This is a genomic window from Pseudomonas sp. PSPC3-2 (assembly GCF_049897085.1).
GTDB lineage: Bacteria > Pseudomonadota > Gammaproteobacteria > Pseudomonadales > Pseudomonadaceae > Aquipseudomonas > Aquipseudomonas paraveronii.
This window is the reverse complement of the sequence record NZ_JAFCVO010000013.1, coordinates 115493-139581: the sequence shown is the minus strand read 5'-3', so window position 1 is coordinate 139581 and position 24089 is coordinate 115493. Positions and strand designations below refer to the sequence as shown.

The window sequence follows — 24089 nt, the reverse complement described above, 5'->3', positions numbered from 1 at the left end:
TCGGTCATTTTTCGGGCGGGGGCAAGGCGACCGGCGTCAGTACCGGACGGCCGGCGAAGTACTCCAGCAGGTTATCGGCCACCCGTTGCACCGTATCGTGGGCGGCTTCCGGTGACAGCCCGGCCACATGGGAGGTCAGCACAGTATTGCTCAGGCGCTTGAGGGCCTCGGGCACCTTGGGCTCGCCGTCGAACACATCCAGTGCCGCGCCGCCGATACGGCGTTGCTCCAGGGCGTCGATCAGGTCGGCGGTCACCACCACGCTGCCACGGCCGATATTCACTAGGTAGCCGTTCGGCCCCAACGCATCCAGGGCGTGCCGATCGATCAAGTGGCGCGTGCCCGGGCCGCCGGGCGTGGCCAGGATCAGGAAGTCCGAGGTGTGTGCCAGCTCCACGGCGGTTGAGCAATAGGTGTAGTCCACGTCATCGCGCGGCTGGCGGTTGTGGTAGCTCACTTGCATGCCGAACCCTAAGGCGGCGCGCTTGGCGATCTCCAGGCCCACCGCGCCGAGCCCGAGAATCCCCAGTTGCTTGCCGCCCAGGGAAGGGCGCATCACCTTGGGCCACTCGCCGTCGCGCACTGCCGCGTCCGTTTGTGGAATGCCGCGCACCAATGACAGCAACAAGGCCATGGCGTGGTCCGCCACCGACGGCGCGTTCACCCCGGCACCGTTGGTCACCACAATCGCGCGATTGCTCGCCGCCTGCAGGTCGACATGTTCATAGCCGGCGCCGATCACGCAGATGATCTCCAGCAGCGGCAGCGCGGCGATTTCTTCGGCATACAGGCCCAGCGGACCACGGGTCAGCACAGCCTGGATCTGCCCGCCATGGGTCTTGATGGCGTGGGCACGCTCGGCGGGCGTCGGCGCCAGGATCACATGAAAGTCATTGCTTTCGATGATGGGCAGGTATTCGTTGATGGTTTCAACCAGAACCAGAACAGTGGTTGTCATCGGAAGGCTCTTCCTGAAGGGTTTGAGAGCAAGAGTATGCGGGATTTGTAGGCAAAATCGTTTTGTTGGAGCAGAAAAATCATGGTGACACCGAGCGTGTGCCCTCTCCACAGCAAGCTCGCTCTCACGGTCTCTACGTTGTCAGAAGCTCACCTCAGCGGCTCTCACGCGTTGCGCAAACGCTCCGGCCAATGTGGCGTTGTGATGTTCGATGATCGCCGCCGCCGACAGCGTTGCGGTGTCCATGCAGGTATGGCCATCTTCTGGCAGGATCACCGAGAACCCCAGTTCTGCGGCTACGCGGCAAGTGGTATCGATACAGAACTGGGTTTTCATCCCAACAATCACCAGTTCATTGACCTGTGTTGCGCGCAGTCGCTGCGCCAGATCGGTGCCGAGGAAACAACTGGGACGGGTTTTATTGAAGAACCGGTCACGAGCCTCATCGACATCCAGTGCGTGCCACACCTGCCAATACGGGCTGCCCGCTGCAATCGGTGAACCCGCCGGGCCAGTGTGGCGGGCGACGAAGATCGGTGCGCCGGCGGTGCGGGCGCGACGGATCAGTTGGTTAATGGTCGCCAGCACGCGTTCGCGTTCGAAGGGTTGGTCCGGGCCATCGTACAAACCGCTTTGCATATTGATGATCAACAGGGCGTCAGCCATGGTGTTGCTCCTTGCGTGTGCCAGATGGAGGCGCAATAAAAAGGCCCCGTCCATTGCTGGCGGGGCCTTGGGTTGAATCTGTGAGGTGTCTAGTTCAAGTCCCCACGGCAACCGCACGACCCGCCGGAAGCGGTCGTTGTGGTGGTGCGGGTGAGGCGTAGCTGAAATAGGTTCATGGGCCGATCATGCTGGGCATGCGTTTGACAGTCAACAGTCGCAGGTATTCTCTTACAAGGCATAACGATGTTTCGGGCACTCATAACGGATTCATCTGATACGCCACTGCCGCTGATGCTCTCCACGTTGAGCGCGCAAAAATAGCCGAAAACCTCGCTCTTGAGCCTCTGCACCGCTTAACCGTTCCTCAGCTAAGCCTTTGCTTATTCAAAAGAATCCCGGACAATCGCGCCCCTGTTATGGTTGGGACGCTGCCTGTCAGGTTTTTCTGACTCGTCCCTGCTGTGGAAATGCGGAGATCCGATCGGATGAATGATCAGGCCAATAGCGTCGACGAACGTTATGTCACGACACCTGTAATCCTTACACGCTGGAGCCGTCAGGACACCACCTGGATGCTTGGCCTATTCGGCACGGCGATTGGTGCCGGCACTTTATTTCTACCTATCAACGCCGGCCTCGGCGGCTTCTGGCCGCTGGTGATCCTGGCGCTGCTCGCCTTCCCGATGACGTTTTTTGCCCACCGTGGCCTGACGCGTTTTGTGCTGTCCGGTCGTGAAGGCTCCGACATCACCGACGTGGTCGAAGAGCACTTCGGCGTCAAGGCCGGCGCGCTGATCACCTTGCTGTACTTCTTGGCGATCTTCCCGATCCTGCTGATCTACAGCGTGGCGCTGACCAACACCGTCGGCAGCTTCATGGAGCACCAGTTGCACATCATGCCGCCGCCACGGGCGATCCTGGCGTTTGTGCTGATCCTCGGCCTGCTGGCCGTGGTGCGTTGCGGTGAGCAGGCGATCGTCAAGGCCATGAGCGTGATGGTGTATCCGTTTATCGTCGCCTTGCTGTTTCTGGCGGTGTACCTGATCCCGCACTGGAATGGTGGCATCCTCAGCACCGCCAGCGTGGTCCCGTCGCCTTCGGCGTTGCTCAGCACCTTGTGGCTGGCGATTCCGGTGATGGTGTTCTCGTTCAACCATTCGCCGATCATCTCGGCCTTTGCCGTGGACCAGAAACGTCAGTACGGCGCGAACGCCGATGAGCGCAGCTCGCAGATCCTGTCGCGCGCGCACCTGTTGATGGTGGTGATGGTGCTGTTCTTCGTGTTCAGTTGCGTGCTGACCCTATCGCCGGCGCAACTGGCCGAAGCGAAAGCGCAGAACCTGTCGATCCTGTCGTACCTGGCCAACCACTTTGACAACCCGACCATCGCCTTCGCTGCGCCGTTGATTGCGTTCGTGGCGATTGCGAAGTCGTTCCTGGGCCACTACATCGGCGCCAGCGAAGGCCTCAAGGGCCTGGTCGCGAAAACCGGCCGCCGTCCTGCACCGAAGAGCCTGGACCGCATGACCGCCGCCTTCATGCTGGTGGTGTGCTGGATCGTCGCCACGCTTAACCCGAGCATCCTTCGCATGATCGAGACATTGGGGGGGCCGATCATTGCATCGATCCTGTTCCTGATGCCGATGTACGCGATCCGCAAGGTGCCGGCGATGGCCAAGTACCGTGGGCAGGCGTCCAATGTGTTTGTCACGGCGGTCGGCCTGGTGGCGATTACCGCGTTGATTTACTCGCTGATGTCCTGACAGCGCGCTGCACCGACCAGGGCTGATTCGCAAACATGGCGAATCGGCCCTTTTTTTCGCTCGCAAAACCTGACACGGCGCAACCGCCGCGCGGCAATGGGCGCTAAGCTGGAGCACTTTTTTATCCAGGATGGGTGGGGCCGATTGAACACTGAAACCGATGCGCCCGTTGTCGCTGCGTCGAAGCGTACCCAGGACATACTCGCCGGCTTATCGATTGCCGGTTTACTGCTGCCGGAGGCGGTGGCCTATTCCAGCATTGCCGCGCTGCCGCCCCAGGCCGGTGTGATTGCCTTGTTTGCCGGGCTGGTGTGCTACGGCCTGTTCGGCACCAGCCGCTTCGCGATTGTCTCAGCGACCTCGTCGTCGGCGGCGGTGTTGGCGGCGGCAACGGCCAGCCTGGCGGGTGATGACCCGGCGCTGAGGCTGTCCCTGGCGTTCGGGCTGGTGTTGATCATTGGCGTGTTTTTTCTCTTGGCCGGGTTGTTCAAGCTCGGTGGTGTCACCTCTTTTATCGCCAAGCCGGTGTTGCGCGGGTTTGCCTTCGGCCTGGCGCTGACCATCATCCTCAAGCAACTGGCCGGTGTGGTGGGTGTCCACCTGACCGATAACAACCTGATCCGCTTCCTGCCGCAGTTACTGGAGCAACTGCCGCACTGGAACTGGCCCGCCGCGATGGTGGCTGCGGTGGCATTGCTGGTGTTGTGGTTATGCGCCCGCGTTCCGCGCCTGCCCGGTGGGCTGGTGGTGATAGTGCTGGGCATTGTTGCCGGCCAGAGCCTGAACCTGCAGGCCCAGGGAGTGGCGCTGATCGGTCTGATTGACCTGCGCCTGGAGCTGGGGCATTTGCCGGTGCTGCCGTTTGCCGATTGGCTGCGCCTGGGCGAGTTGGCGTTTGCGCTGGTCATGATTTTGTACGCAGAGTCCTACGGCTCGATCAGTTCGTTCGCCCTTAAACATGGCGACCGGGTGTCGTCCAACCGCGATTTGCTGGCACTGGGGGCGGCTAACCTGGTGTCCGGTTTGTTCCACGGCATGCCGACGGGCGCCGGGTATTCGGCGACCTCGGCGAACGAGGCGGCTGGCGCCTATTCGCGTTGGGCGGGGATTGTCGCGGCGCTGGTGATCCTGGTAATTGTGTTGACGGTGCTGCCGTATGTTGCGCTCACGCCGGAGCCGGTGTTGGCGGCGGTGGTGATCTATGCCTTGGGCCGCGGTTTGAGCCTGCAGCCCCTGGGGCGTTACTTCCTGTGGCGGCGCGACCGTTTGCTGGCGGTGTGCGCGGTGGCGGCCGTGCTGGTGCTCGGTGTGCTGGATGGCTTGTTATTGTCGGTCGCGATCAGCGTGGTGTTGATGTTGCGCCAGATGTCGGCAGCGGATATCCAGGTGCTTGGGCGGCTGGGCGACAGTCATGACTTCGTGGACCGCCTACACCATGCCGATGCGCTGACCATCCCCGGCGTATTGATCATACGGCCGAGCGAAGCGCTGTTTTTCGCGAATGCCGAGCGCATCCTCGGCGCTGCCCTGCGCTTGATGCGCCAGTCATCTGCGCAGAGGGTGGTGTTGAGCCTGGAAGAATCCCACGACCTCGACGGCACCAGCATCGAAGCGCTGGCCGCTTTTTTTGCCCAGGCACGCGCACAGGGCAAGCAACTGGTGCTGGCGCGGGTGCGACATGATGCCCATGAAGTATTGCAGATGCTGCCTGAGGCGCAGGCGCCAGAGGTTTTGCTCAGCGGCTTGAGCGTCGATGGTGCGGTGCAACTGGCCTTGCAGGCCCATCCACAGGCATAAAAAAACGCCGCGTATCTTGCGATACGCGGCGTCCTTTACATCAACACACCCTTAGGCTTGAAGCACCGGGATGTTGGCGTTTGCAGCGCTTTCACGGAACTCGGCGATCTGATCGAAACTCAGGTAGCGATACACATCGCTGGCCATGGTGTTGATCTTCGCGGCGTACTCCATGTACTCCTCGACGGTCGGCAGGCGACCCAGGATCGAAGCCACCGACGCCAACTCGGCCGAAGCCAGGTAGACGTTGGCGCCGTCGCCCAGACGGTTCGGGAAGTTACGGGTCGAGGTCGACACGACGGTCGCATTCGGTTCTACACGTGCCTGGTTACCCATGCACAGCGAGCAGCCCGGCATTTCCATGCGCGCGCCAGCCTTGCCGTAGATGCCGTAGTAGCCTTCTTCGGTCAGTTGGTGAGCGTCCATCTTGGTCGGCGGCGACAGCCACAGACGGGTTGGCAGCTGACCCTTGACCTGATCCAGCAGTTTACCGGCAGCGCGGAAGTGACCGATGTTGGTCATGCACGAACCGATGAACACTTCGTCGATCTTCTCGCCAGCAACGCTGGACAGCAGACGGGCGTCGTCCGGATCGTTTGGCGCGCAGAGCACAGGCTCCTTGATGTCGGCCAGGTCTATCTCGATGATTTCGGCGTATTCCGCGTCGGCATCGGCCACCATCAGCTCCGGGTTGGCAACCCAGGCTTCCATCGCTTGGGCGCGACGTTCCAGGGTGCGTGCATCGCCGTAGCCTTCGCCGATCATCCAGCGCAGCAGGGTGATGTTGGAGTTCAGGTACTCGGTGATCGAATCTTTCGACAGCTTGATGGTGCAACCGGCAGCCGAACGTTCAGCCGAGGCGTCGGACAGCTCGAAGGCTTGTTCGATGCTCAGGTTGTCCAGGCCTTCGATTTCCAGGATGCGGCCGGAGAAGGCGTTCTTCTTGCCTTTCTTCTCTACGGTCAGCAGGCCAGCCTGGATCGCGTAGTAAGGAATGGCATGAACCAGGTCACGCAGGGTGATGCCAGGTTGCATTTTGCCTTTGAAGCGCACCAGGATCGATTCCGGCATGTCCAGTGGCATGACGCCAGTGGCTGCGGCGAACGCTACCAGGCCGGAACCGGCCGGGAACGAGATGCCCATCGGGAAACGGGTGTGGGAGTCACCACCGGTGCCGACGGTGTCCGGCAGCAGCATGCGGTTCAGCCAGCTGTGGATGATGCCATCGCCTGGACGCAGCGACACGCCGCCACGGGTCATGATGAAGTCAGGCAGGGTGTGGTGGGTGGTCACGTCGATCGGCTTAGGGTAAGCCGCGGTGTGGCAGAACGACTGCATCACCAGATCGGTCGAGAAGCCCAGGCACGCCAGGTCTTTCAGTTCGTCACGGGTCATAGGACCGGTGGTGTCCTGGGAACCCACGGTGGTCATCTTCGGCTCGCAATAGGTGCCTGGACGAACGCCAACCACACCGCAAGCCTTGCCGACCATCTTCTGCGCCAGGGTGAAACCCTTGGTGCTTTCGGCCGGAGCTTCCGGCTTCTTGAACAGGTCGGACGGTGGCAGACCGAGTTCGGTACGCGCTTTTTCGGTCAGGCCACGGCCGATGATCAGCGGGATACGGCCGCCGGCACGGACTTCGTCCAACAGCACCGGAGTCTTCATTTCGAAGGTGGTCAGGACTTCATCGGTACCGTGCTTGCAGACTTTGCCAGCATGCGGGTACAGGTCGATCACGTCGCCCATGTTCATGTTGGTGACGTCGAACTCGATCGGCAGTGCGCCCGCATCTTCCATGGTGTTGTAGAAGATCGGAGCGATCTTGCTGCCGAAGCAGAAGCCACCGGCACGCTTGTTCGGCACGTAAGGAACGTCATCACCGAAGAACCACAGCACGGAGTTGGTCGCCGACTTACGCGACGAACCGGTACCGACCACGTCACCGACGTAGGCGATCGGGAAGCCTTGGCCGCGCATTTCTTCGATCTGCTTCATCGGACCGGTTTTGCCTTGCTCGTCCGGCACGATGCCTTCGCGAGCCATTTTCAGCATCGCCAGGGCGTGCAGCGGGATATCAGGGCGGGACCAGGCGTCCGGCGCAGGCGACAGGTCGTCGGTGTTGGTTTCGCCGGTGACCTTGAACACGCGCAGGCTGATCTTGTCGGCCAGGGTCGGGCGGTTCTTGAACCACTCGCCGTCGGCCCAGGACTGGACCACGGCTTTGGCGTGTGCGTTGCCGGCCTTGGCTTTTTCAGCCACGTCGTGGAACGCATCGAACATCAGCAGGGTGTGCTTGAGCTGAGCGGCGGCAACTGGCGCCAGTTCGGCGCTGTCGAGCAGCTCGACCAGGGTCACGATGTTGTAGCCGCCTTGCATGGTGCCAAGCAGTTCAACAGCGCGTTTCTTGTCGATCAGGGGAGAAGTGGCTTCGCCCTTGGCCAGGGCAGACAGGAAACCGGCTTTGACGTAGGCTGCTTCGTCAACACCTGGTGGAATGCGGTTGGTGATCAGGTCAACGAGAAATTTTTCTTCGCCAGCCGGAGGATTTTTCAGCAGCTCAACCAGGCCTGCGGTTTGTTCGGCATTAAGCGGCTGGGGAACAATACCCAGGGCTGCACGCTCTTCGATATGTTTGCGATACGCTTCAAGCACAGTTATTACCCTCATCAGTGGTCCCACGGGACGCTCATCCAGAAATGAACGGCACGCATGCGCTCGGGGGCCTTTTGGGCCGCAAAGCCTGCGCTGCCGACATTCCTCACAGAAGCTGCTTTCAAAGTTTTACGCCTGCAGAACGGAGCTGATGAGGGTTGGCGCTGGCTTGACCTGCGGGGTCATTGACCATCGCCAATACCGTTCTGAAGGATCGACTGTGCTCGTGACGCTTTGAAAACAGCTTCCAGCGGATTATTGGCGCCTTATAAGGCCGGTTGATTCTACGGCAAATAATTTCTAAAGGTAAGTTGCCAAGCCAAGTTTGCGGGGTGATGAACCTTAGACAAAGGGCTAACATGGCGCACTGTTTCGCTGATTTGCGTGTTGCCACCCATGTCCAACCACACCATCAAGACCCCCTGCGTAGGCCTGTGCTCCACGGTTTACGGTGACCTCGTGTGTCGCGGATGCAAGCGCTTCCACCATGAAGTGATCCAGTGGAATGGCTATAACGAAGAGGAAAAACGCGCGGTCTGGCTACGGCTTGAGCAACTGCTGGTGCAGGTCATGGCCGGCAAGCTGGAGGTTTTCGACCCCAAGACCCTGCGCGGCCAACTGGAACAACGCAAGATTCGCTTTGTGCCGCATCAGTCAGAGTACTGCTGGGCATACCAGTTGATCGCCCGCGGGGCGCGGGTGATTTCCAACCTGGAGGCCTATGGCATGGTGCTGCTGCCGGAGTTTCGCGAGTGGAGCCTGCCTGCGCTGCGCGACGCCATCGACCGTGAGTTTTTTATCCTGTCCGAGGCGCATTACCAGCGCTATATCGCGCCGGGGTTTCTCAAGGATGTGTTGGGTGCCTGACGATCAGGCCTGGTTGGCCAGCTTTTCCAGCTGATCCGTCAGTGTCTGTGGCTTGAGCACCAGCACATCGCTTTCCAGTGCATCCAGCACCACTTCCGCCGTATTGCCGATCAGCGCCCCGGTCAGCCCGGTGCGCGCCACGGTGCCAATGATCGTCACTGCCGCTTTCAATGTGTAAGCGGTATGGGGAATCAGCACATCCGCTGGGCCTTCTTCGATATGCAAGTGGGCGTCATCTATATCAAATTGGGCCTGGAACGCCTTGCACTGATCGCGATAGCGCGCCTCGATGGTTTCCTTGAGTTGGAACACCGGGTCGCCGGCCGAGAGCATAGGCGATGGATGAGCGCTGATCACGTGCAGCGATGCCTTGGCCAGGCTGGCAATGTCGAAGCCATAGTCGACGATCATGTGGTGCAGCGCGCGGTGTTCGGCGTCGGTATTGCCCACATCGATGGCGGCAAGAATGACGCCGCCGCTCCATGGGGTTGCCGTCTTGACCAGCAGGACCGGCGCAGGGCAGTAGCGCAACAGCTTCCAGTCCGCTGGGGTCAGCAGCGCCTTTTTCAGTGGGCTGTCGGCGTAGTGCTGCTTGATCACCAGGCCACAGCCTTCGGCTTGCTGCACGTCGATGATGGTTTCATGCAGGCTGCTATTCCACGCCTGTTCGGTCGTGACGTTGTAGCCGTCTTCCGTCAGGCCGGACTTGAGCAGACTCAACAGCGCCGAATGCTCATGCTTTTTGTCGCACACCAGTAGGTGCAGATGCGCGCCGGTGGCCCCGGCGATCAGCTTGGCGCGCTTGAGGGCCAGGCTTTCCGAATGCTCGGGCTCAATGACCACCAGGATGCTGCGGATGGCTTGCATGGTCGGGACTCTCCAGAAAGGGGGCGTTGAACAACTATAGTTGCTGCCCGCCAGACGTCATGTTGATACACATCAAGGCCAGTGGCTGGTGGTCTGCGGTGCGGTCGGTATAATCGGCGGCCTATTGTGATCCTTTGCCCGTGAGCCCGATGAACCTGCCCGAAATCCACGAATTCCTCGGCTGTCCCACCCCTGCCGCCTGGGTCCAGGCCGCACTGGCCGATCAGGAAACCCTGTTGATCGACCACAAGAACTGTGAATTCAAGGCCGCGAGCACCGCCTTGAGCCTGATCGCTAAGTATCACAGCCATGTTGACTTGATCAATATGATGTCGCGCCTGGCACGCGAAGAACTGGTCCACCACGAACAGGTCATGCGCCTGATGAAGAAGCGCAAGGTCGAGTTGCGCCAGTTGCACGCCGGGCGTTATGCCTCGGGGTTGCGCAAGGTGGTGCGCACCCATGAACCGGTCAAACTGGTGGACACCCTGGTGGTTGGGGCCTTTATCGAGGCGCGCAGTTGCGAGCGTTTCGAGGCCCTGGTGCCGCATTTGGACGAAGAACTCGGCAAGTTTTACTTCGGCCTGCTGAAAAGCGAGGCGCGGCACTACCAGGGTTACTTGAAGCTGGCGTACCAGTACGGCGAGGCCAAGGACGTTGCCCAGGTGATCGAGCGGGTGAGGGCGGCCGAGCAGGCGCTGATCGAGTCACCGGACGTCGAGTTCCGCTTTCACAGTGGCGTGCCGGCCTGAGGCGACGGCTGATCAAGGTCATCCTTGCGCATATCACTGCCTGTAATGGGGTTAAAAATTGCAGGCTATTTGTTAAAAACTCTTAAAAGCATGAAGTTTCATCGCGCGTGGCCGACCAAGCGCTGCTGCCGGACAGCTTGCCTCCTATACTGCGCGCACTTCAATCTGCGTCGCACACTGAGAGCTTATGGAAAACCTGGGTCTGGGCAAGGTCCTGCTCGTTGAGGATGATGAGAAGCTGGCAGGGCTGGTCGCGCACTTTCTGGCCCAGCACGGTTTTGAGGTGCGGGTGGTGCATCGCGGCGATGCAGCTTTGGCGGTCTTCCTCGATTTCAAGCCAAAGATTGTCGTGCTCGACCTGATGCTGCCCGGTCAGAGCGGCCTGCATGTGTGTCGCGAGATTCGCACGGTGTCCGACACGCCGATCGTGATCCTCACCGCCAAGGAAGATGACCTGGACCATATTCTCGGCCTGGAGTCCGGCGCCGATGACTACGTGATCAAACCGATCAAACCGCCGGTGCTGCTGGCCCGCCTGCGTGCGTTGCAACGTCGCCAGGCGCCGGAGCCGACGGTGCGCGGGGCCATCGAGTTCGGGCGGCTGGCCATTGACCGCAGTTGCCGGGTGGTCAGCCTGGGCGGCGAGAAGATCGACCTCACCACCATGGAATTCGAGTTGCTGTGGTTGCTTGCCAGCAGCGCGGGCAAGATCCTCTCCCGCGATGACATCCTCAACCGCATGCGCGGCATCGCCTTTGACGGCCTGAACCGCAGCGTCGACGTGTACATCAGCAAACTGCGCGGCAAGCTCAACGATAACCCCCGTGAACCGGTGTGCATCAAGACTATTTGGGGCAAGGGCTATCTGTTCAATCCGTTTGCGTGGGAGGTCTAGATGCTGCGCCTGTTTCTACGCCTGTATGTGATTCTGGCCCTGGGCCTGGCGGGGGCGATCTGGCTGGTCAACTACACGTTCGACGAGTTGCTGCCCGAAGCCAACGAGACCTATAACCGCGAAGCCCTGCGTGGCCCGGCCTACGGCCTGGTCGAGCAACTGCGGCCGTTGCGTGGCGAAGCGCGGCAAGCTCGGCTGGCCGAGTTGCAACCCCACTATGGGTTGCCTCTGAAACTGGTGGAAAAGGACTCCCTGGCACTGACCGAGCGCGAACAAAAACTTCTGGGCGACGGCTTGCTGGTGGTGCGCGGGGACTTCAAGGAGTTCCTCACCCGCATCGACACGGGCCCGCAGTTGCTGGAAATAAAACTGCCGGAGGAACCCAAGTGGCTGTACCTGTGGGCCTACGGTTTTCTCGGGTTGTGCCTGGCTCTTGTGCTGTACTTTTGGGTACGCCCGCACTGGCGCGACCTTGAACACATCCGCCTGGCCGCCCAACGCTTCGGCGACAACGACCTCTGCTCGCGCATCCTGTTGCCGCGTCGCTCCACCGTGCGCGAACTGGCCGGGCACTTCAATCAGATGGCCGAACGCATCGAAAGCCTGATTGCCAACCAGCGTGAGCTGACCAACGCGGTCTCCCATGAACTGCGCACGCCTATCGCGCGCTTGTCGTTCGAGCTTGATCAGCTCAAACAACAGGCCGATCCCCGGCAGAGCCGTGCACTGATCGCCGACATGTACGCCGACCTCGGCGAGTTGGAGGAAATGGTCTCTGAGCTGTTGACCTACGCCAGCCTGGAGCGCGGCGCCACCCAGGTCACGCGGGAGGCTATCGAGGCCCAGAGCTGGCTCGACAGCGTGATCGGCAGCGTCGCCCTGGAGGCCGAGGTGGAAGGCGTGCAGTTGTCCTTGCGCACCTGTGAAGTCGACGTTATCCAAATCGAACCGCGCTTCATGGCGCGTGCGGTGATCAACCTGCTGCGCAACGCCATTCGTTACGCCGACCGCCGGGTAGAAGTGTCGCTGGTCAAGTTCGGCAGCGGTTATGAAGTGCGGGTCTGTGACGATGGCCCGGGCATACCCGAGGAGGGCCGCGCGAAGATCTTCCAGCCGTTCATACGCCTCGACGCCAGCCGTGACCGCCGCACCGGTGGCTTCGGCCTGGGCCTGGCGCTGGTGCAGCGGGTCTGCCAATGGCATGGCGGGCAGGTGCTAGTGCAAGACTCCGAGTGGGGCGGGGCGTCGTTTCGGATGAGGTGGGCGTATGACGCTTGACGCTCTGGAATGCGAGGGCGATCAACGCTGGGCGCAACGGTAAAATCGCGCCTGCGAGTCGGCCGTCACGGACGGTTAGCGGCTAAGCCCCAACCGTTCATGCCACTGCGCGATTGACTCCTGCGGGTATTCATCGAACTGCAGGTCACCCTTGCGCACGCTGACTTCGACCCAGGGCGCCTTGGAACCGAGCATCAGGTGCGTGTGTTGCGGCGGCACCGGCAATGGCGTGTCGATGGCCGAGGCAAAGGGATGGATCAGCTCCGGCCACTCCGGGCTGAACAGCCATAGCGCGCTGCCGCATTGTGAGCAGAAATGCCGCTTGGCGCTGCTGGCATGGGCGCGGCTGGCGCCCTCGGGCTTGAGCCGGGCGTGGTAGATCGAGATCAGCTTGCGCCCGCGCACTTTCAGGCTGTTGCTGTCGCCCGCCAGGTTGATTGCGTAACCGCCGCCGCCCTGGGTCTTGCGGCAAATCGAGCAATAGCAGCGCTGGTAAGGGTAGGGATGGGTGCTGGTCAGGCTGAACGTCACGGCGCCGCAATGGCAGGAACCTTCGAGTTGCATGGGCAGTCTCCTCTGGCAAGGTGACTCCGCAGTCTAGGCGCTTTGCGGCATCAAGGTCGCGATCAGGGCACGAATGGTCGGCGATGGCAGCCGGTGAGAGGAGGGCGCCCTCGGCGCCCTGGTTCAGGCTTCAGTTATCCAGCGCGCTCAAGATCGCATGGGCGACCTTGACCCGCTCGGCATTCGGATAGTTCTTGTTTGCCAGGATCACCACGCCCATGTCCTTGCTGGGTACATACGCCACGTAGGCAGCAAAACCACCGGTTGAGCCGGTTTTGTTGTACAGCACGTTGGCCGGTTGCGCTTGCGGTGTCGCCAGCCAATGGGGGCGGTGAGGTTCCATTGCCATCGGTGTCGAGTTGCCGTCAATCAGCGCTTGCAGGGCGATGGGGTAGGGGTAGTACTCCCAGCCCAGGCCTTGGGTCATGCCGTTCACGGTGTAATAGCCGGTGTGGGTGCTGGCGATGGCCTGTTGCAGCGGCTTTTCCAGGGTTTGCGGGTGCATGTTGGCGATCACATAGCGCGCCAGGTCGTGAGTGCTGGTCTTGATGCCGTAGGCTTCGCTGGCCAGTGCGCCGGGGCTTACGCGAACGGGCTTGTGGTGTTTGTCGTAGCCTTGGGCGTATTCGCCTGACTGCTCGGCGGGCACGCTGACGTAGGTGTTGCTCAGGCCCAGCTTGGGCAGCAGGGTTTTCTCCAGGGCAACATTGAAGGGCTGGCCCAGGCTTTGTGCCGCGAGGTAGCCAAACAGGCCGATGCTCGGGTTGGAATAGAGGCGTTGCGCGCCTGGGGCGTAGGTGGGTTTCCAGTGCTGGAAGTAGCCGAGCATGGCGTCGGCACTGTCGGCCGCGTCCGGAAACTGCAGCGGCAGGCCGCCGGGGGTGTAGGTCGCCAGTTGCAGCAGGCTGATCTGGTCAAAGGCGCTGCCGGCCAGCGCGGGCCAGTATTGGCTGGCCTTGTCCGACAGCTTGAGCTTGCCGGTCGCCTGGGCGTAACCCCCCAGGGTCGCGGTGAACGTTTTGCTCACCGAGCCGATTTCAAACAAGGTGTTTTCGCTGACTGGTCGCTGGGCTTCCTTCGATGCCGTACCGTAGTTAAAGTATTGCACCTTGCCGTTCTGCACCACCGCCACCGCCAGGCCGGGAATGGCCTGCTGCTGCATCAACGGTTTGACGCTGGCGTCTACCACGGCCTTCAGGTCGGCGGCCAGGCATTGGCCGGCGCCGAGAAGTATCGCCAGCGCCGTTAAATGACGCACTCCAAACACGGATTGTTGGGGCATGATATCGCTTCCATGAGTGTGATCGATTGAATGAAGAGCCTGCGCGGGCGTGGCAACGTTAGACAGTTCGCCGGGCCTGGGCAAACGATGTTATCTCGCCCCAGCCATTAGAATAATTAGGGTCAAGCATGCTGCGCTCCCATCTGCCCCTCAACGCGCTACGCGCATTTGAGGCCTCCGCCCGGCATCTGAGTTTTACTCGGGCCGCCATCGAGTTGTGCGTCACCCAGGCAGCGGTCAGCCATCAGGTCAAGAGCCTGGAGGCGCAACTGAACATCAGCCTGTTCAAGCGCCTGCCGCGTGGCCTGATGCTGACCCGCGAAGGCGAGACGTTGTTGCCGGTGGTGCGCGAATCCTTTGACCGTATTGCCCATACCCTGGGCCAGTTCGAGGGCGGGCATTACCGCGAAGTGCTCACCGTCGGGGCGGTCGGCACCTTTGCGGTGGGCTGGCTGTTGCCGCGCCTGCCGGACTTTCAGCGCCGCTACCCGTTTATCGATCTGCGCCTGTCGACCCACAACAACCGCGTCGATGTCGCCGCCGAAGGCCTGGACTACGCGATACGTTTCGGCGCCGGGGCCTGGCATGGCACCGACGCCTGCCAATTGCTCGAAGCGCCGCTGACGGCGCTCTGCGTACCGTCAATCGCCGAGCAATTACATACGCCGGCCGACCTGTTGAAACAGACGGTGCTGCGTTCCTATCGTGCTGATGAATGGAGCCTGTGGTTCCAGGCCGCCGGGCTGCCTGCCGACACCCTGGTGCCGCGCAGCATCGTGTTCGACTCGTCACTGGCGATGATGGAAGCGGCGTTGCAGGGCGTCGGTGTGGCGTTGGCCCCTGCGCTGATGTTCTCGCGACAACTGGAAAGTGATGCGATCCGGCAGCCCTTCAACGTAGGCATCAGCACCGGCAGTTACTGGTTGACGCGCTTGCAGTCACGCGCCGAAACCTCGGCGATGCTGGCGTTCAAGGGGTGGCTGTCGGAGGCGGCTGCGGAGGTTTAGAAATAAAATGAAACATTTGTCGCGAGTTAACCTCTACCGTAGCCCCTACCGAGTGCCTTCATGAAAACCCCGCGTCCCTCCGCCCGTATGCCCCACCTCATCCAACTGCGAAACTTGAAGATGGCGCGCTCCGCCCACGCTTATGTGCGCGGCAGTACCGTACAGTTTTACGAGTGGTTGCACAGCCAGCCGGGTCGGCGCCTGCCACTCGGCCCGGCGATCTGGATCTGCGGCGATTGCCACGCGGGCAACCTGGGGCCTACCGGCGACAGCAAGGGCCGTATCGACATGCATATCCGCGACCTTGACCAGGCGGTGATCGGCAATCCGACCCATGACTTGGTGCGGTTGGCACTGTCGTTGGCCACTGCCGCGCGCGGCTCGGACTTACCGGGGGTGACCACCGCCCGCATGCTCGAAGAAATGATGGTGGGCTATGAACAGGCTTTCAAGGACAAGCCCGACGAAGCGCCGCCGCGCCCGTCCCAGGTCAAGGCCGGTATGCGCAGCGCCGTGGAGCGAACCTGGAAGAACCTGGCCCGTGAGCGCATCGAAAACGTGCGGCCGACGATCCCCTTGGGCAAGCATTTCTGGTCGCTGTCGCGGGCGGAAAAAAGCGCGCTGGAAACGGTCTGTGCCTCTGGTGACATTCAGCAATTGGTCACCTCGCTCAAGGGCCGCCCGAAGGGCGCCAAGGTTGAGTTGCTGGACTGCGCCTATTGGGTCAAGGGCTGCAGCTCGCTGGGGTTATTGCGCTATGCCGCATTGCTCGGCGTGGGCGACCAGGACGATCAGGCGTATTGCCTGATCGACATCAAGGAGGCGGTCGGCGCCGCTGCACCGCGTGCCGCGCGGGCCAAGATGCCACGGGACAATGGGCGGCGGGTGGTGGAGGGCGCCCGCCAGCTCTCCCCTGGCTTGGGTGAACGCATGGTGGCGACGCGTTTTCTGGAGCATGGTTTTTTCATCCGCGAACTGCTGCCGCAGGATATGAAGCTGGAGCTCGACGAACTGAGTGAGACCGATGCCATGCACGCCGCCGGCTACCTGGCCCGGGTGGTCGGCATCGCCCATGCCCGCCAGATGGACCGCGCGACACGCAAGGAATGGATGGCGGTGCTGCAGGAGAACCGTTCCAAGCAGTTGGATGCGCCGTCATGGCTGTGGACCAGCGTGGTGCAACTGGTGGGTCGGCATGAGCAGGGCTACCTCAACCATTGCCGCAGGTACGCGTTGGAACATTGAGCCCGCAGACATTGAGAGGGCTGTCAGGCCAGGTATTGGTTGAACCACCCCAGCGTGCGTTGCCACGCCAGGTTCGCTGCGGCCTCGTCATAGCGCGGCGTCGAGTCGTTATGAAAACCGTGGTTGGCGCCCTTGTAGCTAAACGCTTCATAGGGGGTGCCTGCCGCCTTCAAGGCCTTTTCATAGGCCGGCCAGCCTTCGTTGATCCGCGTGTCCAGTTCGCCGTAATGCAGCATGATCGGCACCTTGATGCGCGGCACGTCCTTGTCCTGCGGCTGACGCCCGTAAAACGACACGGCGGCGCCCAGTTCCGGGTAAGCCACGGCCGCCGCATTGGCCACGCCGCCGCCATAGCAGAAGCCGACAATGCCGACGTTGCCGGTGCTGCTGTCGTGGTGCATCAGCCACTCGATGGCGGCGAAGAAGTCGTTCATCAGCTTGGTCGGGTCGACCTTTTGTTGCAGCTCTACGCCTTTTTCGTCGTTGCCGGGGTAGCCTCCCAGCGATGTCAGGCCATCCGGCGCGAGCGCAATGAAGCCGGCCTTGGCCAAGCGCCGGGCGACGTCTTCGATATAGGGGTTGAGCCCACGATTTTCATGCACCACGACCACCGCCGGCACTTTGCCGGTGGCCTTGGCCGGGCGTACCCAGTAGCCGCGCACTGTGCCGTTGCCCTTGGGCGAGGGGTAGGTGATGTAGTCGGCAACGATGTCCGGGTCGGTGAATTTCACTTGCTCGGCCAGGGCGTAGTTGGGGCTCAGGGCAGCGAGCAGCGCCGACGCGGTCAGCCCGCCAAAGGTGAACAATGCGGCGCGGTCGAGAAATTGGCGGCGGTTGATCTTGCCGTGGGCGTAGCCGTCGTAGAGCTCCAGCAGTTCGGGGGCAAAGTCTTTGGCGGTGAGACGAGTCATCGGTGCTGTCCTCGATTAGCGGTGCCAGTCAATGTAGACCAGGATCACTCATTACGACCGTGGGCGGCGGCGGCGAGTTGCCCGGTATCGACGCGCACGAACACCGAATCGCCGATCGCCGTGAGTACATCGCCGGCATACACCTCGCAGACCACGCGACTTTTGCGCCCCACATCGCCCTCGACCCGGGCACGCAAGGTCAGCGTGACACCCAGGGGCGTGGGCTTGATGAATTTGATGCCGAGATGGCCGGTCACGCAGTCGATACGCGGCAGGCTGCCGGGTTCACGTTGTTCGGCACGATAGTGGTAGGCCATGGCGGTCCAGTTCGAGTGGCAGTCCACCAGCATGGCGATCAGGCCACCGTAGACCAGGTCCGGCCAGCCGCTGTATTTCGCTTCCGGTTGGTGCTCGGCGACCACGTGAACGCCGTCGGCATCCCAACGGCTCTTGATATGCAGGCCGTGGGGGTTGCTGCCGCCGCAGCCGTAGCAGATACCTTCGGGGGCGGTGGTGTCTTGCAGTGAAGGGGTGTGCATGTGTAGGTTCACAAAATAGATGATTCAGGAGGTCCAGCAAACGCTGGGAGAAAATCATTTTTTTCTGTGAATGCCCGGCGAGGGACTCACAGAAAAGATGAGAAAAGCCTACTGGACTCACAAAATAAATGCACTCTCGGCTCCGCACGGACTTTCCAAGCCGCGCCGTTAATCAACGGCGTTTGCGCAATCACGACATCCGGGACGGCTTGCGTGTGTGTATTAGCTTCAGGGGCAGGTGGCTGGAGATGTCTACAATGCCGGTGGCAGTCCACTAGAGGCATAGAGGTGTCTACGAAACCCAGAGCGATTCAAAATGGTTCACTTCATGAATCGGAAGTTACCTTGAAACTCACTGTCGACTGAACAGATTGAATGGTCTTCAACAGTTAATACTTTCTCGAAAAGTCACTTACGCCACAGTGACAGAGATTTTTGCAACGACCTGGTCAAGCGCTTGAATCACGTCAGATTGCAGATCGTTTAAATTTTCTAAACCGGCATGTACTCGAACAAGATAACCTGATCTCTCCCAACTTTTTACAGTTCGGGAAGGTTTGCCAATCGGTAAAACCAGACTTTCATAGCCCCCCCAAGACAAACCAATTCCAAAGTGTTTTAGGCTGTTGAAGAAACACCTAACGCGTTCTATGTCCGTGCTTTTCAATTGCAAAGAAAATAGACCACTCGCGCCTCTGAAGTCGCGCTTCCAGAGATCATGGCTCGGATCGTTAACCAGTGCAGGATGATGCACTTGGGCTACCGCTGGATGCGTCTGCAAACATTGAGCCAGGGCTAAACCATTTTCCCAATGACGTTGCAATCGTACACTTAGGCTACGAATACCACGCAGACCTAGAAAAATATCATCAGGCCCCGCAGTTTCGCCAAAATCATGGGCGCTGGCCTGCAACTGCTCCCACGCGCCTTCATTGGCAGTGGCGGTACCCAGCAAGGCATCTGAATGACCGACGATGTATTTAGTGGCCGCTTGAATTGAAATGTCTACCCCGTGATCGAATGGCTTGAAATAAAGGGGGGTCGCCCACGTGTTGTCCAACAATACTTTTGCGCCGACGCTGTGGGCGGCATTAGACACAGCACGTATATCCGAGATTTCAAAGGTCAACGATCCTGGGGATTCAACAAACACCACACTTGTGTTTTTTCGAAGTTTTGACGTTAGATCCTCCACTTCAATGGGGTTAAAATATTCCACCTCGACGCCCATGCGAGTCAGCACCCTGTCCGCAAACATGCGGGTTGGCCCGTACACATTGTCAGTTATTAAAATGTGATCACCCGCGGCCACGAAAGCCATCACCGCATGCGTACAGGCCGAAAGTCCTGATGGAAATACAAGACTGGCATAGCCCCCTTCCAGTTCGGCAATAGCTGACTCAAAGGCACGTGTTGTTTCGGTACCAAACCGACCGTAATGTGCATAAGGATTACCGTCGCGCTTGCACTCTTCCCAAGCATCAAAGCTGGGCACGAGTATGGTCGAGCCACGGAAAACCGGAGTATTTACGAGTCCACCGAAACGCTCGGAATCGCGACCGGTAGTGACTACGAGGGTATCTGGATGATGCATTTGTTTAATCTCAGCAGCAGGGACGTGGAAAGGTAAGTGCAGAGGCGACGCTGTTCAGTCCCGCCACGCGATTAGCCCATTCAGGGCCTGCTGTTGAATGGCAACAGCATGACTTAGGGCGCTTTGCTGCCAGCTCACTGCATCAGGTGAAAACGCCTGAGTTACTTGCGTAAGCAAAGCTTGACGCTCAATAGGATCGGAGACCGAACCGCCGTGTAGTCGCCTGTCGGCCTGCAATGCCTGCTGAAGCTTGTCCAGCGGTACGGTGCCAAACTCGATCACCGCGCCAGTCAATTGAGCCGGTGCTACGAATCGGGAAACCCCTTGAAACAGCAAGCCGGTATATTGCGGGCGTGCCGCCCCATCAAAACCGGCGGGGTTTTCGATATTGGCTTGACCCCACCATTCGCATGCCCGGTTCCATGCCTCGCTATTGCGGTCATTGAAACAAAGGAAAAACGGTTCTCCTGACTCCCCAAGCCCCGTATGCCAATCAATTAAAGCGACTTTTTCAGCACCACAAAGGTGCTGTTCAATAATTGACTGAAGCGTCAGATGGGACCATTCAGGCCCCTTGCCACCATAGCTCAAGCCCTCTGGATGCGCGTATTGCCCGCGCATACTGGCATCGGTAAAGGCAGGCATGCCCTTGTCATCGATCCATGCATTGATAGTGCGCTGGGCCTCCTTGGCAGCGCTCACGCCAAGTTCATGCGGGCCAATCCAGGGGTGCAGATACTCATATTCAAGGTTCTGGGGAACAGGCTGCGTCCAATCGACGAAGTTTCGATTGAGGTCGACGAGGCCTTCGGTGCACCGGCTCATATGAGCAGCCCCCCACGGATTGATCGCATGGATCAGTACCACCTGAACGTCAAGTGCCTGCGCGTGAGCACCGAGGGCTTGCATAAAAGCGATTTGCGCAGCGGAACCGATGAAGCACTCCGGGCCGTGAGTACCGCTCACTATGATCAATGCCCGCGTGCTCTCTGGCGGCCCGATTATGGCAACGTCGGTGGTCAGGCTACCGCCGTTGGGTGCCGCTACATCGTCGTTGAGGTAAACATGCAGTACGGCGCCTGCCTGGGCCGCAGCCATTTGAAATTTAGCTCGGGCCGTAGCGTAATCGGGCGAGAAACAACTTGATGTCAAAGCGAGGGAGACTTCGCGCATGAGTGATCCTTGAATGCAAAGCGGCACATGGATTTGGCCGGATCGTAACATGTTACGAATACTCCCTGTAAACTGCTAAAATGCCGCGCACGCAAAAAAGGTCCTCAAATGCCCAAAAAAATCGAAGTGGAAGCCCCCCCTGTTGTTGCGGGTCGTGTACGCGTCAGGCAAAGCGATGCGGCGTTCGATGCAGTGCACAGAGCTATCGTGCGCTGCGAACTGATGCCCGGTGTGCATGTATCCGAAGCCGAAATAGAAACCCGCTTTGGGCTTAAGCGAGCGGCTACTCGCGCTGCGCTGGAGCGCCTGGCGGCCAAAGGGCTGGTTCGCCCGATGCATCGCCAGGGGTATCAGGTCAAACCCATCACTTTGCGCGACATCAACGAGCTGTATCAGATACGCGAAATCATTGAGTTAGCCACGGTTCGCATGGCGGCAGGCAAGGTCGATGAAGAGGGCCTGCGGCGTCTCGACCAAGCGTGCTCAAGGAGTTACGAGCCAGGCGATCGAGACAGCGAAGACCGCTTCCTTCAAGCCAATACCGAGTTTCACCTGGTGGTGGCGCAAGCCTCAGGCAATGAGCGCCTAGTGGAGATGCTAGCCAACGTTCTGAGTGAAATGGAGCGGTTGTTTCACCTAGGCCTGGCGCTGCGCGACCGCACCAACGAAATGCGACACGAGCATGAATCGCTTATTGCAGCGCTGACGGCTGGAGACTCAAAAGGCGCAGAAACAGTGGCGCGCATGGAATTGATCTCATCCAGGGCAATGGTGCTCGACGCCCTGATGTCTTCGTCCAGCCTGCTGGATGTAAACATCACCAGTGGCCCGGCTGGGCCACTTTCATTGAGCACCTGAGCTCCCCCCGCCTTGATTGCTCGAGACACTGCAAGCTGACAGACCGGCAGTGTCTCGAGCTTGATCGCCGCATCGTGTAAAGCCCGTACCTCTCCAAGCAGCGGCGCACCTTAACGTCGCCCCCTCGCCTCCCATTGCATTGCAATGGTGCAACTTCGTGTCGGCGATTGTTCAGGATTGCTGATCCGCCAGCCGCGCAGCAGAGCCCCTCTTAGCCCGATATGGGCTGAATTTCTGTGTGTGGCACAGCTATTGCTGTGCATCAAAACAGACTCGTAACATGTTACGAGAGCCATCAGATCATTTCACAGATGATTTCCGGTCAGTAAATCGACCCGAGCAGACGTGCATACGATCTAAACGTTGTCCTTCCAGCGAAAAGGATCTGCTCATGCTCCGTAGAACCGTCAATGAATTTCTGGCAATAGGGCTGTGTGCCTTTGCAAGTCTTGCCAGCGCACAAAACGAAATCGCAGTCGGCTACCAACTGCCATTGACCGGCGATAACTCGCAATACGGCACGCTTTTCAAGAACTCGGCCGATATGGCGCTTGAGCAATTCAACGCGTCTGGAAAGCTGCCTGGCACGAAGGTGGTGATCAAGTACGAAGACAGCAAAAGCGACGCAAAAGAAGGCGTGAACATCGCGAGAAAATTCTCCGACGACGCCCATATTTTAGGCGTGATTGGCGACTTCAACTCAACCGTATCCATGGCAGCAGGGCAGATTTACGCCGAACAACATGTACCGCAGCTGTCCCAATCGGCCTCCCACCCCGACTTCCTCAAGATCAGCGACTGGCAGTTTCGTAACATCACCACAATGGCGGTCGAGTCGCCGTTCATAGCCAAATGGATGGCGCAGAACAACCTTAAGCGTTACGCCGTTATTGGTATTCAAAACGACTGGGGTCAAAGCTCAGTGAAGAACTTCAGCGAGGAGGCTGCCACGCTTGGAAATGAGGTGGTGGATACCGAGTTCTTTAACCCGGGCAACCGAGACTTTCGCTCAATACTGACCAAGGTGGCTCGCTCTAAGCCTGATGCAATCGTGCTGTTCATGTTTTATGAAGAGGCCGCCAGCTTCCTGCAACAACGCACACAGATGAACGTGCAAACCGTCGTCTACGGTGGTTCGCCACTGTATGAGCCCAAGCTTCTGCAACTGGCGGGGCCTGCGGCCAACGGCTTGATGATGCCTAGCACCTTCGTCGCGCAAAGTGCAGACGCTAGCGTCAGGGCCTACGTAGAGGGCTACCGCCAGCGGTATGGCAGCGAGCCAAGCATGTTTGCCGCGCAGGCTTACGATGCAACTAACATCATGCTCGACGCGATTGTTGCAGCAGGCCCCGAGCCGACTCGGGCCAAGGTTCGTGATGCACTGGCAGCGACGCATGACTACCCAGGGGTGACTGGCGCAACCACGTTCGACCCGGTCACTCGCGAAGTGACCAAGCAGTTGAATCGCATGATCGTTAGCGATGGCGCTTACGAGGTCATCCAATGATGGAAACCGATTTCCTTATACAACAGTTGATCAACGGCATTTCGATCGGATTGGTCTATGCCCTGATGGCGATCGGGTTCACGTTGATATTCGGAGTACTCAACGTCGTCAACTTTGCCCACGGCGAAATTTACATGCTGGGCGCTTTCGTTGGGTTACTGCTGATTACCACATTCGCACCGCCGCTGTTTGTCGTGATTATTTTCGTACTGGCTTTCGGTGCGGTGATGGGATTGGCGCTCGACCGATTGGCGTTCCGCCCATTCAGACGGTTTCGCGACGAGGCGTCGATGAAATCTAAAGCTATTCGCGAGGCCACGCTGCTGTCCTCGCTGGCACTGTCGATTGTGATTCGTGAGGGCGTCGAAAAAATATTCGGCGCCAACATGCAGGTGGTGCCGCAGGACTACCTGCTAATCAGCCCGGTTCAAATCGGCAGTTTCTCGTTTGCCAGCGGTCAGTTCCTGATTTTCGGCTTATCAATGGCAATGTTGGTCGGATTGCAACTATTGCTGTTCAAAACCCACATTGGGCGCTCAATCCGTGCAGTGGCCAGCAACCCGGCAGGCGCCATGTATGTCGGCATCCACACCGAAAACGTGATCATGGCGACGTTCGCCGTTGGCTCAATGCTGGGGGCCAGTGCCGGCATCGTCGTTGGCCTGTACCAGGGTGCGGTATTTCCGGCGATGGGTTTCGCGCCGGGTATCAAGGCATTCGTGGCGATGGTCATGGGCGGGTTGCACTCGATTCCAGGGGCGGTGATATGCGCACTGATATTGGGTATCGCTGAAACGTTTACCACCAGTTATCTGGCCCAAGGCTGGGGTGACCTGGTGGCCTACGCCTTTCTGCTGCTGACGCTGATTTTCTTCCCCACCGGTATTTTTGGCGCTGCCCGCGAGCGCGTTTAA

General features: G+C 59.7%; 21 protein-coding genes. 11 read left to right on the top strand and 10 right to left on the bottom strand.

All coding sequences use genetic code 11. The features are described from left to right. Positions 1–4: 4 nt before the first annotated feature. Entirely contained in the window at positions 5–958 is a 954-nt protein-coding gene (locus ACP7CJ_RS21290) for a 2-hydroxyacid dehydrogenase (RefSeq protein WP_426101720.1), read from the bottom strand. Positions 959–1099: 141 nt separating this feature from the next. Further along, entirely contained in the window at positions 1100–1624 is a 525-nt protein-coding gene (locus ACP7CJ_RS21285) for a cysteine hydrolase family protein (RefSeq protein WP_426101718.1), read from the bottom strand. A 485-nt stretch (positions 1625–2109) separates the two neighbouring features. Here ACP7CJ_RS21285 and ACP7CJ_RS21280 point away from each other — a divergent pair, with 485 nt between their 5' ends. Both ACP7CJ_RS21280 and ACP7CJ_RS21275 read left to right on the top strand, forming a co-directional pair. Next, positions 2110–3387, top strand: a complete 1278-nt coding sequence (locus ACP7CJ_RS21280; protein WP_276197861.1) for a serine/threonine transporter — start codon at positions 2110–2112, stop codon at positions 3385–3387. 144 nt (positions 3388–3531) lie between these two features. Further along, positions 3532–5184, top strand: a complete 1653-nt coding sequence (locus ACP7CJ_RS21275; RefSeq protein ID WP_276197862.1) for a SulP family inorganic anion transporter — start codon at positions 3532–3534, stop codon at positions 5182–5184. Between the two features lie 51 nt (positions 5185–5235). Here ACP7CJ_RS21275 and acnB read toward each other — a convergent pair whose 3' ends face one another. Next, positions 5236–7836, bottom strand: a complete 2601-nt coding sequence (gene acnB, locus ACP7CJ_RS21270) for a bifunctional aconitate hydratase 2/2-methylisocitrate dehydratase (RefSeq protein WP_247401616.1) — start codon at positions 7834–7836, stop codon at positions 5236–5238. A 396-nt stretch (positions 7837–8232) separates the two neighbouring features. Between acnB and ACP7CJ_RS21265 the strand changes: the two genes are divergently transcribed. Further along, positions 8233–8703, top strand: a complete 471-nt coding sequence (locus ACP7CJ_RS21265; protein WP_276197863.1) for a DUF1289 domain-containing protein — start codon at positions 8233–8235, stop codon at positions 8701–8703. 3 nt (positions 8704–8706) lie between these two features. Here the strand turns inward: ACP7CJ_RS21265 and ACP7CJ_RS21260 are convergent, their stop codons facing one another. Beyond that, the gene (locus ACP7CJ_RS21260; protein ID WP_426101716.1) at positions 8707–9570 is read right to left on the bottom strand and encodes a universal stress protein; all 864 of its coding nucleotides are present in this window, start codon (positions 9568–9570) and stop codon (positions 8707–8709) included. Positions 9571–9719: 149 nt separating this feature from the next. Here ACP7CJ_RS21260 and ACP7CJ_RS21255 point away from each other — a divergent pair, with 149 nt between their 5' ends. The 3 genes from ACP7CJ_RS21255 to ACP7CJ_RS21245 all read left to right on the top strand — a co-directional run bounded on the left by ACP7CJ_RS21255 (position 9720) and on the right by ACP7CJ_RS21245 (position 12495). After that, on the top strand, positions 9720–10322 hold the full coding sequence (locus tag ACP7CJ_RS21255; protein WP_426101714.1) for a tRNA-(ms[2]io[6]A)-hydroxylase: 603 nt from the start codon (positions 9720–9722) through the stop codon (positions 10320–10322). A 187-nt stretch (positions 10323–10509) separates the two neighbouring features. Further along, entirely contained in the window at positions 10510–11217 is a 708-nt protein-coding gene (locus tag ACP7CJ_RS21250) for a winged helix-turn-helix domain-containing protein (protein WP_276197866.1), read from the top strand. Beyond that, positions 11218–12495 carry an ATP-binding protein gene (locus tag ACP7CJ_RS21245; protein WP_276197867.1) on the top strand — a complete coding sequence of 426 codons (1278 nt, stop codon included), beginning with the start codon at positions 11218–11220 and terminating at the stop codon, positions 12493–12495. 75 nt (positions 12496–12570) lie between these two features. On the opposite strand, the gene ACP7CJ_RS21240 is transcribed toward ACP7CJ_RS21245, so the two are convergent. Next, positions 12571–13059, bottom strand: a complete 489-nt coding sequence (locus ACP7CJ_RS21240; protein ID WP_426101712.1) for a GFA family protein — start codon at positions 13057–13059, stop codon at positions 12571–12573. 130 nt (positions 13060–13189) lie between these two features. Beyond that, a complete protein-coding gene (ampC, locus tag ACP7CJ_RS21235; RefSeq protein ID WP_276197869.1) occupies positions 13190–14341 on the bottom strand; it encodes a class C beta-lactamase in 1152 nt (383 codons plus the stop codon). 128 nt (positions 14342–14469) lie between these two features. Here ampC and ACP7CJ_RS21230 point away from each other — a divergent pair, with 128 nt between their 5' ends. Then, positions 14470–15348 (top strand): LysR family transcriptional regulator, encoded by an 879-nt coding sequence (locus ACP7CJ_RS21230; RefSeq protein ID WP_276197870.1) that lies wholly within the window; start codon positions 14470–14472, stop codon positions 15346–15348. 60 nt (positions 15349–15408) lie between these two features. Then, positions 15409–16593, top strand: a complete 1185-nt coding sequence (locus tag ACP7CJ_RS21225) for a DUF2252 domain-containing protein (protein WP_276197871.1) — start codon at positions 15409–15411, stop codon at positions 16591–16593. A 23-nt stretch (positions 16594–16616) separates the two neighbouring features. On the opposite strand, the gene yghX is transcribed toward ACP7CJ_RS21225, so the two are convergent. From yghX to ACP7CJ_RS21205, 4 genes are all read right to left on the bottom strand, one after another. Continuing rightward, the gene (gene yghX / locus ACP7CJ_RS21220) at positions 16617–17504 is read right to left on the bottom strand and encodes a YghX family hydrolase (RefSeq protein ID WP_276197872.1); all 888 of its coding nucleotides are present in this window, start codon (positions 17502–17504) and stop codon (positions 16617–16619) included. Between the two features lie 44 nt (positions 17505–17548). Further along, positions 17549–18043: a PaaI family thioesterase gene (locus ACP7CJ_RS21215; protein WP_321860778.1), complete on the bottom strand. Its 495-nt coding sequence runs from the start codon at positions 18041–18043 to the stop codon at positions 17549–17551. A gap of 412 nt (positions 18044–18455) precedes the next feature. After that, positions 18456–19637, bottom strand: coding sequence for a cystathionine beta-lyase (gene metC / locus ACP7CJ_RS21210; protein ID WP_426101710.1), 1182 nt, complete (start codon positions 19635–19637; stop codon positions 18456–18458). A gap of 54 nt (positions 19638–19691) precedes the next feature. After that, on the bottom strand, positions 19692–20810 hold the full coding sequence (locus ACP7CJ_RS21205) for a DUF2817 domain-containing protein (RefSeq protein WP_276197875.1): 1119 nt from the start codon (positions 20808–20810) through the stop codon (positions 19692–19694). 108 nt (positions 20811–20918) lie between these two features. Here ACP7CJ_RS21205 and ACP7CJ_RS21200 point away from each other — a divergent pair, with 108 nt between their 5' ends. The 3 genes from ACP7CJ_RS21200 (at position 20919) to ACP7CJ_RS21190 (ending at position 24089) form a co-directional block, all read left to right on the top strand. Beyond that, positions 20919–21668 (top strand): GntR family transcriptional regulator, encoded by a 750-nt coding sequence (locus ACP7CJ_RS21200; RefSeq protein ID WP_276197876.1) that lies wholly within the window; start codon positions 20919–20921, stop codon positions 21666–21668. A 391-nt stretch (positions 21669–22059) separates the two neighbouring features. Next, a complete protein-coding gene (locus ACP7CJ_RS21195; RefSeq protein WP_426101708.1) occupies positions 22060–23175 on the top strand; it encodes an ABC transporter substrate-binding protein in 1116 nt (371 codons plus the stop codon). Beyond that, positions 23172–24089, top strand: a complete 918-nt coding sequence (locus ACP7CJ_RS21190; protein WP_276197878.1) for a branched-chain amino acid ABC transporter permease — start codon at positions 23172–23174, stop codon at positions 24087–24089. The genes ACP7CJ_RS21195 and ACP7CJ_RS21190 overlap by 4 nt, the downstream gene beginning before the upstream one ends.

What these genes read in the sequence shown, in the direction of transcription:
- ampC (WP_276197869.1), bottom strand. Translation starts at nt 14,341, where the DNA reads ATGCCCCAACAATCCGTGTTTGGAGTGCGTCATTTAACGGCGCTGGCG.
- ACP7CJ_RS21245 (WP_276197867.1), top strand. Translation starts at nt 11,218, where the DNA reads ATGCTGCGCCTGTTTCTACGCCTGTATGTGATTCTGGCCCTGGGCCTG.
- metC (WP_426101710.1), bottom strand. Translation starts at nt 19,637, where the DNA reads ATGCATCATCCAGATACCCTCGTAGTCACTACCGGTCGCGATTCCGAG.
- ACP7CJ_RS21280 (WP_276197861.1), top strand. Translation starts at nt 2,110, where the DNA reads ATGAATGATCAGGCCAATAGCGTCGACGAACGTTATGTCACGACACCT.
- ACP7CJ_RS21240 (WP_426101712.1), bottom strand. Translation starts at nt 13,059, where the DNA reads ATGCAACTCGAAGGTTCCTGCCATTGCGGCGCCGTGACGTTCAGCCTG.
- ACP7CJ_RS21250 (WP_276197866.1), top strand. Translation starts at nt 10,510, where the DNA reads ATGGAAAACCTGGGTCTGGGCAAGGTCCTGCTCGTTGAGGATGATGAG.
- ACP7CJ_RS21260 (WP_426101716.1), bottom strand. Translation starts at nt 9,570, where the DNA reads ATGCAAGCCATCCGCAGCATCCTGGTGGTCATTGAGCCCGAGCATTCG.
- ACP7CJ_RS21195 (WP_426101708.1), top strand. Translation starts at nt 22,060, where the DNA reads ATGCTCCGTAGAACCGTCAATGAATTTCTGGCAATAGGGCTGTGTGCC.
- ACP7CJ_RS21285 (WP_426101718.1), bottom strand. Translation starts at nt 1,624, where the DNA reads ATGGCTGACGCCCTGTTGATCATCAATATGCAAAGCGGTTTGTACGAT.
- ACP7CJ_RS21215 (WP_321860778.1), bottom strand. Translation starts at nt 18,043, where the DNA reads ATGCACACCCCTTCACTGCAAGACACCACCGCCCCCGAAGGTATCTGC.
- ACP7CJ_RS21290 (WP_426101720.1), bottom strand. Translation starts at nt 958, where the DNA reads ATGACAACCACTGTTCTGGTTCTGGTTGAAACCATCAACGAATACCTG.
- ACP7CJ_RS21230 (WP_276197870.1), top strand. Translation starts at nt 14,470, where the DNA reads ATGCTGCGCTCCCATCTGCCCCTCAACGCGCTACGCGCATTTGAGGCC.
- ACP7CJ_RS21205 (WP_276197875.1), bottom strand. Translation starts at nt 20,810, where the DNA reads ATGCGCGAAGTCTCCCTCGCTTTGACATCAAGTTGTTTCTCGCCCGAT.
- ACP7CJ_RS21225 (WP_276197871.1), top strand. Translation starts at nt 15,409, where the DNA reads ATGAAAACCCCGCGTCCCTCCGCCCGTATGCCCCACCTCATCCAACTG.
- yghX (WP_276197872.1), bottom strand. Translation starts at nt 17,504, where the DNA reads ATGACTCGTCTCACCGCCAAAGACTTTGCCCCCGAACTGCTGGAGCTC.
- ACP7CJ_RS21200 (WP_276197876.1), top strand. Translation starts at nt 20,919, where the DNA reads ATGCCCAAAAAAATCGAAGTGGAAGCCCCCCCTGTTGTTGCGGGTCGT.
- ACP7CJ_RS21255 (WP_426101714.1), top strand. Translation starts at nt 9,720, where the DNA reads ATGAACCTGCCCGAAATCCACGAATTCCTCGGCTGTCCCACCCCTGCC.
- ACP7CJ_RS21190 (WP_276197878.1), top strand. Translation starts at nt 23,172, where the DNA reads ATGATGGAAACCGATTTCCTTATACAACAGTTGATCAACGGCATTTCG.
- ACP7CJ_RS21265 (WP_276197863.1), top strand. Translation starts at nt 8,233, where the DNA reads ATGTCCAACCACACCATCAAGACCCCCTGCGTAGGCCTGTGCTCCACG.